General features: G+C 36.1%; 13 protein-coding genes (1 of these 13 only partly in view). 7 read left to right on the top strand and 6 right to left on the bottom strand.

Translation table 11 applies throughout. The annotated features are described in order from the left end of the window. Positions 1-2: 2 nt before the first annotated feature. Positions 3-713 carry an MBL fold metallo-hydrolase gene (locus tag NEF87_RS03205; protein ID WP_457918620.1) on the bottom strand — a complete coding sequence of 237 codons (711 nt, stop codon included), beginning with the start codon at positions 711-713 and terminating at the stop codon, positions 3-5. 123 nt (positions 714-836) lie between these two features. Here NEF87_RS03205 and NEF87_RS03200 point away from each other — a divergent pair, with 123 nt between their 5' ends. From NEF87_RS03200 to NEF87_RS03175, 6 genes are all read left to right on the top strand, one after another. Next, entirely contained in the window at positions 837-1,844 is a 1,008-nt protein-coding gene (locus tag NEF87_RS03200) for a rhomboid family intramembrane serine protease (protein WP_457918619.1), read from the top strand. A gap of 67 nt (positions 1,845-1,911) precedes the next feature. Beyond that, positions 1,912-3,411 (top strand): beta-Ala-His dipeptidase, encoded by a 1,500-nt coding sequence (pepD, locus tag NEF87_RS03195; RefSeq protein WP_457918618.1) that lies wholly within the window; start codon positions 1,912-1,914, stop codon positions 3,409-3,411. Positions 3,412-3,594: 183 nt separating this feature from the next. Then, positions 3,595-4,317: a hypothetical protein gene (locus NEF87_RS03190; protein WP_457918617.1), complete on the top strand. Its 723-nt coding sequence runs from the start codon at positions 3,595-3,597 to the stop codon at positions 4,315-4,317. Beyond that, entirely contained in the window at positions 4,317-4,589 is a 273-nt protein-coding gene (locus tag NEF87_RS03185; protein ID WP_457918616.1) for a hypothetical protein, read from the top strand. Before NEF87_RS03190 ends, NEF87_RS03185 begins: the two co-directional genes overlap by 1 nt. A gap of 155 nt (positions 4,590-4,744) precedes the next feature. Further along, complete coding sequence (locus tag NEF87_RS03180) at positions 4,745-5,188, top strand: MarR family winged helix-turn-helix transcriptional regulator (protein WP_457918615.1); 444 nt, start codon at positions 4,745-4,747, stop codon at positions 5,186-5,188. Positions 5,189-5,209: 21 nt separating this feature from the next. Then, positions 5,210-5,980, top strand: a complete 771-nt coding sequence (locus NEF87_RS03175; protein ID WP_457918614.1) for a nitroreductase family protein — start codon at positions 5,210-5,212, stop codon at positions 5,978-5,980. A gap of 31 nt (positions 5,981-6,011) precedes the next feature. On the opposite strand, the gene NEF87_RS03170 is transcribed toward NEF87_RS03175, so the two are convergent. Beyond that, the gene (locus NEF87_RS03170) at positions 6,012-6,866 is read right to left on the bottom strand and encodes a MerR family transcriptional regulator (protein WP_457918613.1); all 855 of its coding nucleotides are present in this window, start codon (positions 6,864-6,866) and stop codon (positions 6,012-6,014) included. A gap of 85 nt (positions 6,867-6,951) precedes the next feature. Between NEF87_RS03170 and NEF87_RS03165 the strand changes: the two genes are divergently transcribed. Continuing rightward, positions 6,952-7,902 carry an ADP-ribosylation factor-like protein gene (locus NEF87_RS03165; RefSeq protein WP_457918612.1) on the top strand — a complete coding sequence of 317 codons (951 nt, stop codon included), beginning with the start codon at positions 6,952-6,954 and terminating at the stop codon, positions 7,900-7,902. A gap of 417 nt (positions 7,903-8,319) precedes the next feature. Here the strand turns inward: NEF87_RS03165 and NEF87_RS03160 are convergent, their stop codons facing one another. The 4 genes from NEF87_RS03160 to NEF87_RS03145 form a co-directional block, all read right to left on the bottom strand. After that, on the bottom strand, positions 8,320-9,252 hold the full coding sequence (locus NEF87_RS03160; RefSeq protein WP_457918611.1) for a leucine-rich repeat domain-containing protein: 933 nt from the start codon (positions 9,250-9,252) through the stop codon (positions 8,320-8,322). 43 nt (positions 9,253-9,295) lie between these two features. Continuing rightward, a complete protein-coding gene (locus NEF87_RS03155) occupies positions 9,296-9,787 on the bottom strand; it encodes a hypothetical protein (protein WP_457918610.1) in 492 nt (163 codons plus the stop codon). A gap of 113 nt (positions 9,788-9,900) precedes the next feature. Beyond that, on the bottom strand, positions 9,901-10,902 hold the full coding sequence (locus tag NEF87_RS03150; protein WP_457918609.1) for a leucine-rich repeat domain-containing protein: 1,002 nt from the start codon (positions 10,900-10,902) through the stop codon (positions 9,901-9,903). A 32-nt stretch (positions 10,903-10,934) separates the two neighbouring features. Beyond that, positions 10,935-15,453 carry the end of a hypothetical protein gene (locus NEF87_RS03145; RefSeq protein WP_457918608.1) on the bottom strand. The gene runs 24,281 nt beyond the window's last position, so the window shows 4,519 of its 28,800 coding nt (coding positions 24,282-28,800); its start codon lies off the right edge, out of view; its stop codon occupies positions 10,935-10,937.

Below are 15,453 nucleotides of genomic sequence, written 5' to 3'. Positions count from 1 at the left end.
GTCTACGCTTCATCAATATTCTTTTTTCGCCAATTTTGAAAGGGTTGGTCGTGACCTGGGATTATTATATCTGCTCGTTGGATCATCGCATGCATCGATTGAAGAGCTATCTTTTTTGAATAAAAATCTCCATTATAAGGGTAGATCTCATCAAAATCATAGTATCCTTTCGCCACGATCGCATCTCCTGCGGAAATAAGGCATTTCTCATTATAATTTATGATAATGGAATGATGCGATTTGTTATGACCTGGAGTGGCCAAAGTGCTAATCCCTTCATGCCACTCGGCATTTGACTTTAGTTGAAAAATATCCATAGTCATTCCAATTTTTGCTAATCTTTGCATTACATATTTTTCTGATACTCCCGCAAAAAATAATGATGCATTTGGGAATATAGGTAGATTTCCGAAATGATCATGATGCCAATGTGTAATGAAAATTTCATCAATTTTTTCGGGTGTTAGGCTATGATAGCCCAATAAATGTATCATTTCCCGTTGATTCATCGCAATGTTTTTAGGGCTTAGCATTCCCTCATTTTTAAATCCTGTATCAATTAGAATATTTTTTTGATCTGTTTGGAGGAGTGTTACCGATGATTCTCCGCAGATTCCTAATTGTTTTTTGAATTTATACAATTCATGGGATGGAATCTCTCCAAAATTGATTCCTAAGCTTCCAAATCGAATCATCGCTACTTTTTTTATCATAACGCTTAGAAGTCAGTTTATTCATAAAAAGCTAGGCGAGGTTTATTTTTGAAATGCATAAATCTATAAAGTCGCACAATTTTATTTGATTAGAGGTGCAGCGAAATTTCCTTTGAACTAGATTTGACTGATTTTAAGCATGCTAAGATTACATTGGTGTTGATAGGTCTCAATACATTTCTTTTTCTTTTGTTAAATATTCTTTTAGATCTTGTTTTAGGGATGGATTCAGTCCTTTTCTTTGCTCAGAAAAATTACCTCATTTGGGAAGGTAGAACGCTTTGGACACTTTTTACTTCCATGTTTATGCATGCTGGACCCCAACATCTACTGAATAATATGATCGCTTTACTAATATTTGGAACTACCTTGGAAAAAATGTTCACAAAACGTCAGTATTTAATTACTTATTTCTTCTCTGGTTTAATTGGAAGTCTATTCTCCTTTCTTTTACTGCCGTCTGATTCTATTGGATTGGGTGCTTCTGGGGCAATCTATGGGCTTATGGGTGTTGTGATTGTGTTTATTCCCAAAAATAATCTTTTTGTGATTTTTTATATGGTTTATTTTCTTATTTCTTCCTTTTTCATAGGTCCAAGTAATTGGGCTCATATTTTTGGATTTATAACGGGATTATGTATTGCTTTTTGGTTGAGAAAGAAATCTCAAAAGAAGCCATTGGAAATAAGGTCTAGAAGATCTGATACCTCTAAATCGCAAGAAAAAGTGGGTCTATTCTCAAGAATAAGGTGGAATTTTGCTCTGAAGTTAGCTCGTATTAAAGATCATGCCTTTATTCGAAAAGAGAAAAAGATGGCAAAACGTCTTATGAAAGAATCTGCAAATCCTATTTCAACCAATGAAATTCATAACAAAATTTATGCTGAACGTCTTTATTTGTTGAAATTTAAAGCTCTTTTTGCCGAAATCAAACAAATCCCTCTTTATGAAATCGCTCATCAACTGCATTTAACAGAGGATCAATTAATTCAAAAAATTATAATTTGGAAAATGAGACTACCAATGCAAATTCAAGGGAATTTTTTGAATATCACTAATCTGGCACTCTTTAATTCTACTTTGGACACTATCATCTCAGAATGGGAAGAAAAAAAACACTTGGAAAGTTAAGTTTACTCTTATATTTAACTCCAAATATATCTTTTTTAATGAAGTCTTCCTACTTTTCATGATAGATATGGCTTTAACAAGTCTAGAACCGAAATTGGTTTGGCAAATTTTCGAGGAAGTATTTAACAGTACTCCAAGAGAGTCCAAAAAGGAAGGAAAGATTCGAAAAAAAATTGTTCAATGGGTGTCAGAACGTGCCAAAATCGAAGGAGTTAATCTCCAAATTACTGAAGATGCTATTGGAAATATTTTAATTAAAAAGTCCGCAACTTCTGGAATGGAAAATGTCCCAGCTCTCCTGATGCAAGGGCATATGGATATGGTTTGTGAAACCGATAAACCCGAAGGGTTTGATTTTGACACTATGCCAATAACTGCTCAAATTCAGAGTAATGGTGAGTGGGTTGAAGCAGATCATACTACTCTTGGAGCTGATAATGGAATTGCCCTTTCAATAGCTCTCGCTTTTATGTTTGATAAAAATCCCGATATTGAACATGGACCCCTTGAATTGCTAATTACCGTTGATGAAGAAACAGGATTGACGGGTGCTTTTAACCTTGATGTTGAAGCTTTGGGAATTACAAGCAAATTGCTTATGAACATTGATTCGGAAGATCTGGGAGCGATAACAATTGGTTCTGCAGGAGGTGGAGATATGATCTTCCGGAAGAACATTGAGAAATTTCAATCCGAAGAAATTCAAGGTTTAAAATTCTTTGAATTAAAAATTGCGGGGCTCTTCGGAGGGCATTCTGGTGTAGATATTGCACTTCCACGTGCAAATGCTAATAAACTAGTTGCACGTTGTATGTCGGCAATTATAGACTATTTTAATGTATATATTGCCCTTTGGAATGGTGGAAGTAAAAGAAATGCAATCACACGTGAATCCAAAGTTGTTTTTGCGATTTCAGAAGATCAAAGTGATAAGATGGAGCAATTGTTAAATAATGAAAAAGAAGCTATTTTAAAATATTATTTACCTCATGAACCCAAATTGGTTATAAATTTTAAGGAAAGCGATCCATTTTCTCTCTTAAGCAATTCCGATAGCTCAGATCTAATTCATCTCGTGAATTTAATTCCTAGTGGACCCTTACAGTTTTCACCTTCGATTCATGGTCTAGTTGAAACATCCAATAATTTGGCTGTAATTTCGACAACCGAATCGGAAGTTTCAATCCAAATTTCCGCACGCAGTAGTGTAGATGCAGATTTGATAGCCTTCCGACGAACAATGGCTCAATTAGGGTATCTTTTAAATTGGCAGGTCGACATTCAAAAATCCTATCCAGGATGGAATCCTGAACCAAATAATCCTTTCTTAAAATTTGTGACCCAAAATTATCAAGAAATTCTTAACAAGGAAATTGTGGTTGAAGCAATACACGCTGGGCTGGAATGTGGTGTAATTGGGGCAAAAATTCCCGGAATTCAGATGGTATCTCTAGGTCCGACGGTGGAAAATCCCCACACTCCTGAAGAACGAGTGAATATTGAGTCTGTTGCCTTGTTGTATAAATTTTTAATTCTTTTTTGCAGAGATTTAAAAAATTTCTCTTAGTTTTAATCAACATTTTTTTTATTTTACTTTTTGGATGAATTCTTAAATTTACTGTCTTTTTTTCTTTTTGCAGTTTCCTCATACCTAACTTCTAACAAATATTTTTTTGGAAATCTTCTTAGAATCAATGTAAGTTTCTTTTTTAATCCTGAACTATTAATGTTTTCTCAAATTTGGTTAGCTATGGAACCAATAGTTATCTTTTACATCATAGCTTCAATAACGCTATTGCTCATAATGGAAGGCACAGCTGTAAAACTCCTGATTCGACAAAAAGAAGTCCAACTTCAGAGCCTTAAATATCTTATAGTCTCAATTTCAGCCTTTGGATTGGTTGGAATGGCTAGTGCCTCTCAGGTATATGTTTTATTTGCTCTTGTTGAGGGCATTGGAACGATTTTTCTTTTATTATTCGTTATAAAAACTTATTATAGAAGTAGCCTCATGTTATCGAAAATATTTATTGGGTCTATAATTCTACTTTATGTCGCTACTTTTATTCTCGGAGTTTTCAGATTGTCTGATGATGGGAGTGAACTTCATATTGCATTTAATATCTTGGATTCTTTGGGTAAAATCACAGTATCTCTATTCTTTGCTTATTCTTCCCACCTATCTTTACTTTCCTTGAAAGAATATGCAATTGAGAGTTGGCTCGAGAAGCGCTATAATATTATAACTCTATCAGCATTTATTTTTTCTATTCAAGGAATTGCATCTGGGATTACCTACTTTTTAAGTACACAAGTTACTGCAATTTTTACTGTCATTTCAATAGTTTGTGCAGTCCTTTTCGCAGTTGGGAATTATTATGCTTGGGTATTCTTATGTGACAAAAGGTATAATAAACCAACTAAAGAACTTTCAGAAGAAGAATTAAACACTATGATGGAGGAAGGAAATTAATGGATGCATTAACCCTCTTTGGAAGTGTTCTAGCAAATATGATAAATAAACCCATATTAGCTTCTAAAGGCATATTGAGATTTGCGATCAAGGATTACCATGAGAGTGTTAAGCATGAAAAAATGGAGTTTGAAGATTGGATTATTATTTTTTCAGACTTTTTAGCACCTAGATTGGAAAGATTTAAAATAAGCAATTCTAAAGATATTTGCATAGAATTGAAGAAAGTGCTAGAGAAAAATAAATCAATTTTAGTTGTTGGACGAGTCTAATCTCTTTTCTATTATCAAAAATTATATTTTTTTCTTTATCTTCTAATCATTTTTTTATAACTGGCTAAAGTTTTAATAAGAAAAAGTATTTATATGTTATATGGTATTGTTCGACATAGAACAATTCTTCAAAGAACAGTTATTTGGAAAGGAAAATGAAGGTCGTACGCAAAGGTGGGTTCTTGATCTCACGAATACATCAAATTTCAGGCAGGATTTTCTCAAAAAAGTTAAAAGAATACAATATCGAAATCAATCCCGGACAAGGGCGAATTTTGTTCGCATTGTGGGAACAAGACGGGATTTCTATTCGAGATTTAGCAAAACGTACGTCTCTCGGTAAATCTACACTTTCTGCTATGCTAAAACGCATGCGAAACGATGGATATCTCAAAATTGAACATCCTGTTGGTAACGAGCGAAAGAAGTTAGTTTATGTTTTGGAACGTAGTAAAGAAATTGAAGCGGGATATCAGCAAATATCTGCAGAAATGAATGCTCTGTATTATAAAGGTTTTAAAAATGCTGAAATTGATGAATTTGAGGCGTATCTTGAACGTTTGTTCACGAATCTTCGAAAATATTCCGAAGAAAAGTAAAATTATCATGGTGATTTGAAAATGGAAAATGGAACACTAAACTCAATATTTACTCTGAAATCTACCCGTAAATTCGCAAAAAAAGAAATTCCATGTGCAATTCTTGATACGATTTTAAATGCTGCGTTACGTGCAGGGAATTCGGGGAACCGACAAGTCTACTCAATAATTGTTATAGAAGATCCGAAGCTATTAAAAAAATATTTCTATGGGGGGAATAAAGCGTTAGTTTTTGTGATCGATTTTTATCGCTGGCTCCATCTTGCTAAAAAGTTGGGATATAAAATAGCTGATTCGATTGATGGATTGCGCGGGTTCACTATTAGTAGTATGGATGCTATGTTAGCGGCTCAAAATGCCGCCTTGGCCGCACAATCCCTTGGAATTGGATCCCTTTTCACAACGAGTTTGCATCGTGAAGATATGAAAGAGGTTTATAAAATCTTAAATTTTCCCACGAAATATTGTTTCCCTTATCTTTCATTATGCTTGGGATATTCAGAGGAAAAAGAAAAACCCCTAAAAGGGCGGATTAAAAAAGGTGTAATTCATTATGGAAGTTATTCGCGCTTAACTTCTGCTGAAATGGATGAAATCATTGCTGAACATGATGATGATAAAAATAATTTAGGGTTTGTCTCGGAAGCTCAAAGGATTAAGGAAGGATATGATCATGCTCTAAGTTTATATTTTGACAAATGGTCGAAACCTCAACCGGTTGAAGAAATTCGTAATTTTTATCAAGCCATTAAAGAGAGCGGGTTTTTAGAAGTGGATAAATTCCTCTCTTAGAAAAAAAGCCTCCTTCTTTCTTGAATCTTTTCTATTTTTTTTGTTCCTTTGGGTTTATTTCAACTGGAAATTGAATTTCCGTCAATAATTCTTCCGGTGAAGCCGTTTGAGGACTATTTAAATATACTTCGCGACTTGGCCCAACTATTTTCCATTTCTTTTTTTGAATATAAAGTAATATTTTTCCATAGGCTTCATTTACCTCCTCATAAGGTCCCGTATGCAGTATTGTTGCCATCATTGCTGTCTGTAATTTTTTGACCTTTATTTCATCCGACGATTTAATTGGACCTGTAACTGGGATCGCAATTTCAATATCTGCATCAAATTCTTTGAATTCCTCATCAAAGCTCAAAAAAATCGTGGGTCCCGAGATTCGAATTAGTTCTTGATTTGGTTGCTGGAAAATATATTTATAGATCTCACCTATCAATCTAGGAATTGTGTCCCCATATATTCCGATTGCATGTTTTGACACAACTCGTAATTCAGGGATCATTTTAATCTGAATTCGTTCATCCTGAATTGTGAAATAATCTTTTTCGACTATCTTGGATAAAAAACGTTTAGCTAATGAGATTTGAGCTTGTTGTTCTTCCAATTCATTGATTTTTTTCTTCAAAATTGATTCTGCAGATTGAAAATCTTCTTCTTGATAAAAATCCAAATATTCTTCCATTTCTTTTAATGAAAACTTGGCCCATGCTAATTTCGATAGAATTATTCCCCGATGAATCTGATCATTAGAATAATATCGATATCCTGTTAAGTCATCTACTATTTTGGGTTTTAAAATTCCTTTTTTTTCATAAATTCGGAGTGCTTTGGGCGTCAATTGACAGATTTTAGAAAATCTTCCGATATTAATCTGGATTTGTTCCCCCATTATTATATTTTTATACACATCGTGTATAAAAAAGTCTCGCCAATGAGTTATTAGGTTCACCCGCCCTAAGACTTATGAACATAGGATGAATGAAAAAAAAAAAACTGAAATCCAAAAGAAGGCACAAGATATTCCCGATGATCCCAAAAAAATCGCCGTAGTAGGTTTAATGGCAGCGGGAAAAACATCGCTTTTAAAGACTCTGTTCCGTCAATTTGATGCAGTTCTGAATATCACTCCAACACGAAAGGTGGAACGTTCAGTAACTGAATTTTTACATCATAAATTAGCTCTTTGGGATTTTGGAGGTCAAGATCGATACACATTGAAATACCTCGAGTCCCCCGATCTTTATTTCAAAAAAATTGCTCAATTATTTTATGTTGTGGATTGTCAGAATTCAGATTGGATTGAGAAAAGTCTTACTTATTTTAAAAATGTTGTCGAGGCTGTAAAAAAATTTAGTCCAGATGCTAATATTACAATACTTTATAACAAGATTGATCCCGATTTTCCCAATCAAGACATAATTGAGAAAAATATGTCCCAATTCAAAGAACAGGCTCATAAAATCTTGAATTGCAAAGGTTTTGGCTATCAAGCGTATCGAACTTCTAAAGATGTTCCAGTTTGGGTCATTACAGCATTCTCAAAAAGCATGCTTGACAATCCTCAGATTTTTGACGAAATATCTTCTCAATTGGGGGTTTTTTCAGAAACTCATGATTTGGATGCTGCAATTGTTTTCACTCCTGAAGGTTTTGGGCTGGGTTATCATATATCTCCAAAATTTAATGCGATCGAAATTCGGGATCTTTTCATCAAGTTTTTCACCAAATTTGAACAGATGTATAACATCATGCCGGTGATAAACCTTCAATTCGAAGGCTTAAATATCTATAGTACCCGATTCTATTTAGATGAAGTTTCATCGAAATTACCATTATATTTTGGATTGATTTACAAAAAAGAATTGCAATTAGAATCTATTTCTACCTTTATCCGCGTGTTAAAACAAAAAACCACTGAAATATAATTGTATCTAAAAATTTTTTTTGCATCATTATTAGATCATTTCTCGGGAAATATCGTGAATTTCGTTCAATTTTCATTGAAAAAGAGGATAAAATTACCATTTTTTGAATTGGATGTAAAATCAATAAAAAAGATACCTATCTTTGAAAAAGAAATCATTCTCCTTCTTTATTACTTAACATATTTCGATAATTCTCTAGAAGTGTATCACTGATAATTTTGAGCGCATTCCTTTTTTTCCCTATCTGACGATTATTAAATTGGTCAACACATCATAACTATTGGTTTTGCTCACCACCCAAAAAAAAATTGTTTACATCGATTATATTTAAATCTGGGATGAGATGGGGTGAGACCATGTATTTTTGCTAATATTTGATCTTCTCATCCCAGTTAAATTCAAGTGAAAAAAATAAATTTATGGATTCATCCACTTGGTTTTGCAGCCATCCACATTAAAAGTCTCCAATTTTTTCAGCAAAAGGGCTTGAGTCCGCACAGGGATGTCCAGTTTGGGATTTTCTACAAAATAGACATATTTGAGTTGTGGGAGGTCGGTAATACAATCTGGAATGGATTCTAAATTCAAACAGCCATATATTTTTAAGGATTCTAAATTATGGAGATCACCAATCGAATCAGGCAAGGTTGTAAGATTATTACAATTCCGAATATCCAACTCCTTCAATCGATAACAATCACCCAAGGATTCGGGAAGAACTTCAAGGGAAACATCATGAAGGGTGAGTTTTTGAAGATTGTGCAAATGACCCAACGTTTCGGGAAGATTTTTTAAAGAGACTTCCTTAATTGTCATACTAAAAAGAGTAGATAAATTCCCAATTGAAGGTGGTAATGAATGTAGATGGGGTGATTTCGAGATTTGCAATCTTTCAAGATTTGATAATCTTCCTATCGACACCGGTATTGATTTCATTAACCCTCGGATTGCAAAACTCTTTAATTGAGAGAAATTAGAAAAAAAATCCTTATTTATTTCTTCTAAATATTCATTTCCCAAATAAATTTGTTTCAGTTGTCGAAAAATATTAAACGACTTGGGAAGTGTTTTTAATCCATAAATATTTAATCCCAAATTAAAAAGATCAGGAAAGAAGGTTGGAATTTGATAAATAAGATGAATCAATTTCACATTATCGACATTTTCAACTACATCAATTTCTAAAGTTCGTAATATTCCTGAATTATTTATTCGTATCATCATACCAGATTTTTTTTTGATTTTCCATGCTTTTTCTATAATTTCATCTAGTTTTATTAGGAAATTTCTTTCATTTTCAGATATTTCTGAAAATGGAAAAGTAATTTGTTTCAATTCTTCTGTTTTCACGATGTCACCATTTTTTGTTATAGAAAAAAAAAACTGTCTTGCTTTAGAAATCTAATTCAGATTTGAAAAGATTGATTTTATCATTAATTATTTCAAACTTAGAATTGCGATAATTAGTCCACCATTGGGTCATTTCACCATAACCAGTAAATAGGTAGTTTCTATCTATTTCAATTCCAAATAATTCTTGGAATTTAATTGCATCATTTCTATCTTTGAACCCATAAAAGTCAAAATTTACCGCTAAATCTTTCATCATTAACTCAAAAGATTTCCCTGGTTTGGTCATCAACAGTTCCATTAACACCCCATACTGCGTCTCGGTGAGCAACGGCGCATTCTTCCCAATATACTTCGCATTCTTCTGATACCACGTATAAAGTGATTCGGGATCGCCATCACGGGCCTGTTCCCGCGCCACATAGATCTGGGCGAAGTGGGCGTCCAACAAGGCCAGAGCTGAGTTATCCTTTTTCTCCCCATAATGCTGCCCATATTGATCATAGTCGTCATACCCGAGGGCTTCGATCATCATTCCCTGAAATTCATCCACCAAATTTTTATAAAAATCGGAGATGGAGTGGCAACTTATCATCTTTAATCCTAGCCTTTCTTTACAAACGGTTAAAAAAGAGGTAAAACATAAATTTATGGATTCATCCACTTGGTTTTACAACCATCTACATTGAAAGTCTCCAATTTCTTTAGTAAAAGAGCTTGCGTCCATACGGGGATTTCCAACTTGTGATTTTCAATTAAATAAACATACTTGAGCTGAGGAAGATTTGCAATGCAATCAGGGATAGATTCCAAATTCAAACACCCATAGATATGAATGCTTTCCAAATTGTGCAGATCTCCTAAGGAATTGGGTAAGGTGGTGAGATTGTTACAATCCTTAATATCTAGTTCCTTCAGCCGATAGCAATCTCCAATGGATTCGGGGAGTTCTTCTAAAGCAACTTCATGAAGAGTGAGTTTTTGGAGATTTTGCAAGTATCCAAAAGATTCAGGCAGATTTTTGAGAGTAGCTTCTTGAATAGATAACTGGGAAAGATTTTCGAGTTGTCCAATAGAATCAGGCAAATTTCTAACTTGAATTTTTGAAAGATATAAATTGGTTAACGTACTTAATTTGCCTATTGCTTCTGGAAAAAATTTTAGATTTGGGACACTAGATATACTTAATATCTTCAAACCGGTTAGATTTTTTATAGTTTCTGGTATAAAAAAGAAACTTCCCTTTAAATATAAACTTCTTAAGTTAGGAAACGATGAAAAAATCTCGATATCTATTTTTCCTAAGGATTCATTTCCAATTGATAGAAGTTGAAGATTGTGAAGTTCAGAAAGCCATAAGGGAATTTTTTCCATCCCAACAACATTTAGGATTAATTTATTAAGATGTTTGAAATGATGGGGGATTTTATCAATTAAAGTGGCAATTTCCGCTTGTTTGGATGATTCTTTCATTTCGATTGTCAATTGCCTGATGATTTTTTCCTCATCAATATAGACCATCAGATGTCCATTTTTTGAAATTTCCCAAGCATCTAAGATAATATCCTTAATAGATACAAGGAATTTTTGTTTTTCTTCTGATACCTCATTATATGGGGGTAAAATCCCTTTTAAATTGTGTTGATTCATGTCTTCTCATTCCGTTATATATACAAAAAAAATTATTTCCTCCAAAAGTAATGCAATTGGGAATTAATCAAATTAATTCTCCCATCTATCATCCCTTGCTTGGAATTCTGATAATTAGTCCACCATGGATCCATTTTTTCATTACTCTTATATCCAAGAGGACCTTTTTCAATTCCAAATATTTTTTGAAATGCTTTGGCAGATTCAATATCCTGAAATCCATAAGCTTCAAAATTATCTGCTAGATTTAACATCAGCTCTTCAAAGGGTACATTCGGATTCTTCATTATGAGTTCCATCAACAGCTTATATTGGCTTTCGGTGAGCAATGGCGCATTCTTCCCAATATATTTCGCATTTTTCTGATACCATGTATAGAGTGATTCAGGATCGCCATCACGGGCCTGTTCCCGCGCCACATAGATCTGGGCGAAGTGGGCGTCCAACAAGGCCAGAGCCGAGTTATCCTTTTTCTCCCCATAATGCTGCCCATATTGATCATAGTCGTCATACCCTAAGGCTTCGATCATTACTCCCCGAAATTCATCCACGGCCCCAAACACGAGCCCTAAATCCAGATAGATTTTTCCCTCTTTCAATTCTGAGGAGGTAGTAAACGCAAGTGTTCCAATGGATTGCAATATTCCGAAAACTGATTCACCCGTGTAAGCAGCAATTATATCAGGATCATATCGTGCCATCCTGATACCTCCGCGCGTAATAACTTGTTTTTGCACCGTCGCCAAAAGGTTATGGGGCAAATGCTTGAAAATTTCACTACCAAACACCCGTGAAAAGCGTTCATTGGCGGCTGGATAGGTCTTCATTAGGTCCCCAATAGTATCGACTAACCTCTTTTCGAAATAGGAATCACACTCCACTTTCACAGGGACGGGTTGCCCATTGATCGTTAGAGTCAGGGTGGCGGTTTTTGCCTTGGTAGCATCATAGAAGATCATTTCTTGGTAATGGTTGAGGAAGAGAGGGGCACTGCGCGCATTCCATTGCCGATAATTAAAATCACTTTTTAACTCCACCCAACCTGTGCTCATCCAGTCATAGAAGGCACCTTCTGATATAAACATGTTACCAAGATAGCGATTCATTTGATCCAACATGAGAGCCTCAAAAATGGTAAGGGAACTCGAAAAAGTGTCCTTTTGTCTAATATAATCTAATCGGTCGCGAGTCAGTTTTAGCGGAGAATCAGGATTTGCATTTCCCAGAAAAGAAAGCATTTCATTATGAAGTAGAACAAACTCATCAGCCCGATAGGCTTTCATGTGATTGGAACTTATCGTTTTTCTTCCAATCTGACTTAAATCAAGCAATGTCTGGATTATATTTGCATCATATTTTAATTTATCTCCAAATAAGTCGGAGAATTGTTTAGCAAATTCTATTTGATTTATAGGTTCATTACTAGCATCGAGAGTCGATTTACCTTCTTTGAACAGGAGTTGATCACAAGCTATAAACATTTTTCGCCAGACATTTTGAGTCCGTTCGATCAATTCTTTGACCTTAATATGATTAAATTCATCAATTAACACACTTTGATCCGGATTTATTGATACTTCTTCGGACAAAATTTTAGAGATTAATTCTTTATTGGTCATCACATCATGGATGGTTTTTTCTGCAAATAATTGGACATTCCTATCAGAAGCCCCATCTGCGAGAATGATTTCTTGATTGTAAACAGAAGTTGTTTCTTGATCTCTACTAAATCGAGCAAAAATTTTGGACGGTTTTAAAACTTGAATAACATGATCCAAATCACCATTATCCTTTGGATCAATCATCTCCACAATGTCGAACTCGGTGAAGACCTGCCCTAAGCTCCGCAGATCCACCCCCAAGCCCGTAAGATCGTTCACAAAGTAGGTGCCCACGAGCGCTCCATCAACATATTTGTCTACTTGGCCATCATATTTCACATGGAATTCTACGTTCGATCCGTGGTTGGCTAGCCGCATCTTGGTATAGGTGCCTTGGTTTAGATCCACTCCTCCAAGTTCCCAGAGATCTTGATCGTTCAATACATTCATCAAGTCATTCGATCCACTCAAGATACTATTGACGACCTTCAGCTTAAAGAGCTGCGTGAATTGACGCATACTAATTTGAACTTGGGGGAAATCCTTCGTAATGCTGGCCTGCACCGTGTCCAAAATTTGCGAATGGGTAGCCATATTTGGTCCTTGCATGGCGGCATCGATGGATCTTTCCATAATAGCAAGAAGAATATCTTCACACAGCAAATCACCGCTGGCATAGGGCAGTTGTTGAAGAAGTTTCTCCTGAAGCGCGGTTTGCAAGGTCGAAATGGCGCCATCTTGACTGGCTTTCAAATTTTTCTGGATGATAATATGACCCTGGGAATCTTGCGAAATCCCCAATAATCCTTTAATATTGGTCAAGGAATGCCCAATGGATTGGGAGGCACGGTAAGCCATGAGTGAATTCTGCTGGGAATTGAAAATACGCTGACCTAATTGGCCAAACAAACCGATTCCTTGCTTCACATTCATATATATGTCTGAGAAGGATGATAGCATATTAACTTGGCCAAATATTTCTCCCAATTGTTCAGCAAGACCTTCTCCACAGCCAAATAATAAAGCAGTTTGAGCAACAATATTTTCTAAGACCAATTCTTCGATCATCTGTTCCGCAAACCAGTATTTACCGAATATACTATTTGCAGCCATAGTAGCTGTGGTCTGGCGGAACGCATCGGTAAATGTAATAGAAACCATTCGATCTAAGGTCTGTTGAGATACGGTTCCGGCGAAATATTGCTGGACGTAAGAATTGAGGGCAATAGTTGAACCAAGTTTGGTTCCAACTGCTAATCCGAGGGCACCTCCACACCAAGCCGAAGCAATTCCAATGGCCACTTGTATGGCTCGGGTCTTTAAATTATTCCAGAAGATGCGAGGATCATAGTTTTCGGCCGATGCATAGCCCGTTTGATACTTGGACAGCAAACACATGATTTGATAATCGACTTCGTAGATATTCGAATCATTATAATTGAGGGTGGTATCTTTGCGAGCGACCAATGTCGGTTCTCCTAAGGCTCCTGTTTGATATTCAAGACGGGTCATATTGGAGAATGAATGGCTGGCTAAAGTCGATTCAACATGTCCAATATGATTGATAGTATTCCATGTAGGATGTTCTTCAATATCCCAAAGTCCTTCCTTACCCCATGGAGCATCTCGATAAAAGAACTGATGCAAAGTGCGGCGGTGATAGGCTTGATATTCTAAAGCCTTGACCATCCAGTATTCTAGCGCTTCGGCTTCAGAATTGACGATATATCCCGATCCCATATCTGCTTGGTATCGGTAAGTGGCCGCTCGAGCCCACAGTTGGGCCACAACTTCGGATCGTTCATCATCATCGACTCCGAGACTAATTCCAAGGGCGGCAAGTTCCGTTGATTGCGGAGCGGTGAAGAATCCCGTATTTTTAATTGCCTCTCCTAAATCTAAGGCTGCTGCTACATTATCCCACCAAGGAAGGGGTCCTTTATAATCATCTCGTGCCCGAGGGGCCCAGAATTGAGGGACGTTATATTCAATAGCATAATTCCACGTTTCATTGGCGATGCCAGGATTCAGATCCAAAGTGAAGGGATCGGTATCCATGAAGTAGGCCTTTTCGGTATAGTAAGGAGTTGGATCCCGTAATGCGAAAATAGAGAAGGATTCAACCAAATTTTCCGTTCCATCACCGATGAATGTTTTAAAATCTTGCCAAAACCGCACATCGGGATTCTTTCCGATTTCGGTGGCACGATCTCCAATCACACCTCGCTCAATTAAAAGATCTTCAATGGCAGGTCTAACATAATTTGTATAGATTAACATTCCCGCAACATAGCCAATGGCTAAACCGAATCCAACCATCAAACCTACGGGCCCCGATAGTATGACTGCTGATGCTATGAACTTGCCTGCGAATGCCGTTCCTGCTAGAAGTACTGCGGATGCGGCCGTATCAATAACATTCATGGTCATATATTCTTCCGTTTCAAGCATGGCTAAATAATTGGTCCAGGCATTATCCCACGCAATATCCATGATATCTTCGTAGCCATATTCATCATTCAACCAATGGGAAGCGATGATGTCATCACCACTCAATTTATATTCAAGGGGATCGGTTAATACTTGCTGACGACCGCTGCGACTGATATAAACCGCAACTGCAATATTATCCTTAGCACTCTCTTCGGTCATAATAAACGCAGTTTCATAGTAATTGTCTTCTTCGGGATTACTGTTATACCAATAGATAAGACCATTTTCTTGAATTCGCATGGATTCTGGCACTTCAATCCGAGGATCGATTGGGACCGGCACATTGTACTCTACCACAAAAGATCCGGTGATATTATTCAAACACTTGCCTGTGGTCAGCCATTCATCGGGAGAATCAGCCCCTAAGAGATAGAAGGTGGCGTCTTCGACCAATGTATTCCCATAATCGATTGTTACGTTGAGTTTCGTCTCTAAAATTTCCGAAGGATTTGTCACG

Origin of the sequence: Candidatus Lokiarchaeum ossiferum, from assembly GCA_025839675.1 — an archaeon.
GTDB lineage: Archaea > Asgardarchaeota > Lokiarchaeia > Sigyniarchaeales > Promethearchaeaceae > Lokiarchaeum > Lokiarchaeum ossiferum.
This window is presented reverse-complemented; position numbering and strand designations above follow the sequence as displayed.

Bases quoted from the DNA above. Each gene is read 5' to 3' on its own strand.
- NEF87_RS03205 (WP_457918620.1), bottom strand. From the start codon at position 713: ATGATAAAAAAAGTAGCGATGATTCGATTTGGAAGCTTAGGAATCAAT.
- pepD (WP_457918618.1), top strand. From the start codon at position 1,912: ATGGCTTTAACAAGTCTAGAACCGAAATTGGTTTGGCAAATTTTCGAG.
- NEF87_RS03190 (WP_457918617.1), top strand. From the start codon at position 3,595: ATGGAACCAATAGTTATCTTTTACATCATAGCTTCAATAACGCTATTG.
- NEF87_RS03185 (WP_457918616.1), top strand. From the start codon at position 4,317: ATGGATGCATTAACCCTCTTTGGAAGTGTTCTAGCAAATATGATAAAT.
- NEF87_RS03180 (WP_457918615.1), top strand. From the start codon at position 4,745: ATGAAGGTCGTACGCAAAGGTGGGTTCTTGATCTCACGAATACATCAA.
- NEF87_RS03175 (WP_457918614.1), top strand. From the start codon at position 5,210: ATGGAAAATGGAACACTAAACTCAATATTTACTCTGAAATCTACCCGT.
- NEF87_RS03170 (WP_457918613.1), bottom strand. From the start codon at position 6,866: ATGGGGGAACAAATCCAGATTAATATCGGAAGATTTTCTAAAATCTGT.
- NEF87_RS03165 (WP_457918612.1), top strand. From the start codon at position 6,952: ATGAATGAAAAAAAAAAAACTGAAATCCAAAAGAAGGCACAAGATATT.
- NEF87_RS03155 (WP_457918610.1), bottom strand. From the start codon at position 9,787: ATGATGATCGAAGCCCTCGGGTATGACGACTATGATCAATATGGGCAG.
- NEF87_RS03150 (WP_457918609.1), bottom strand. From the start codon at position 10,902: ATGAATCAACACAATTTAAAAGGGATTTTACCCCCATATAATGAGGTA.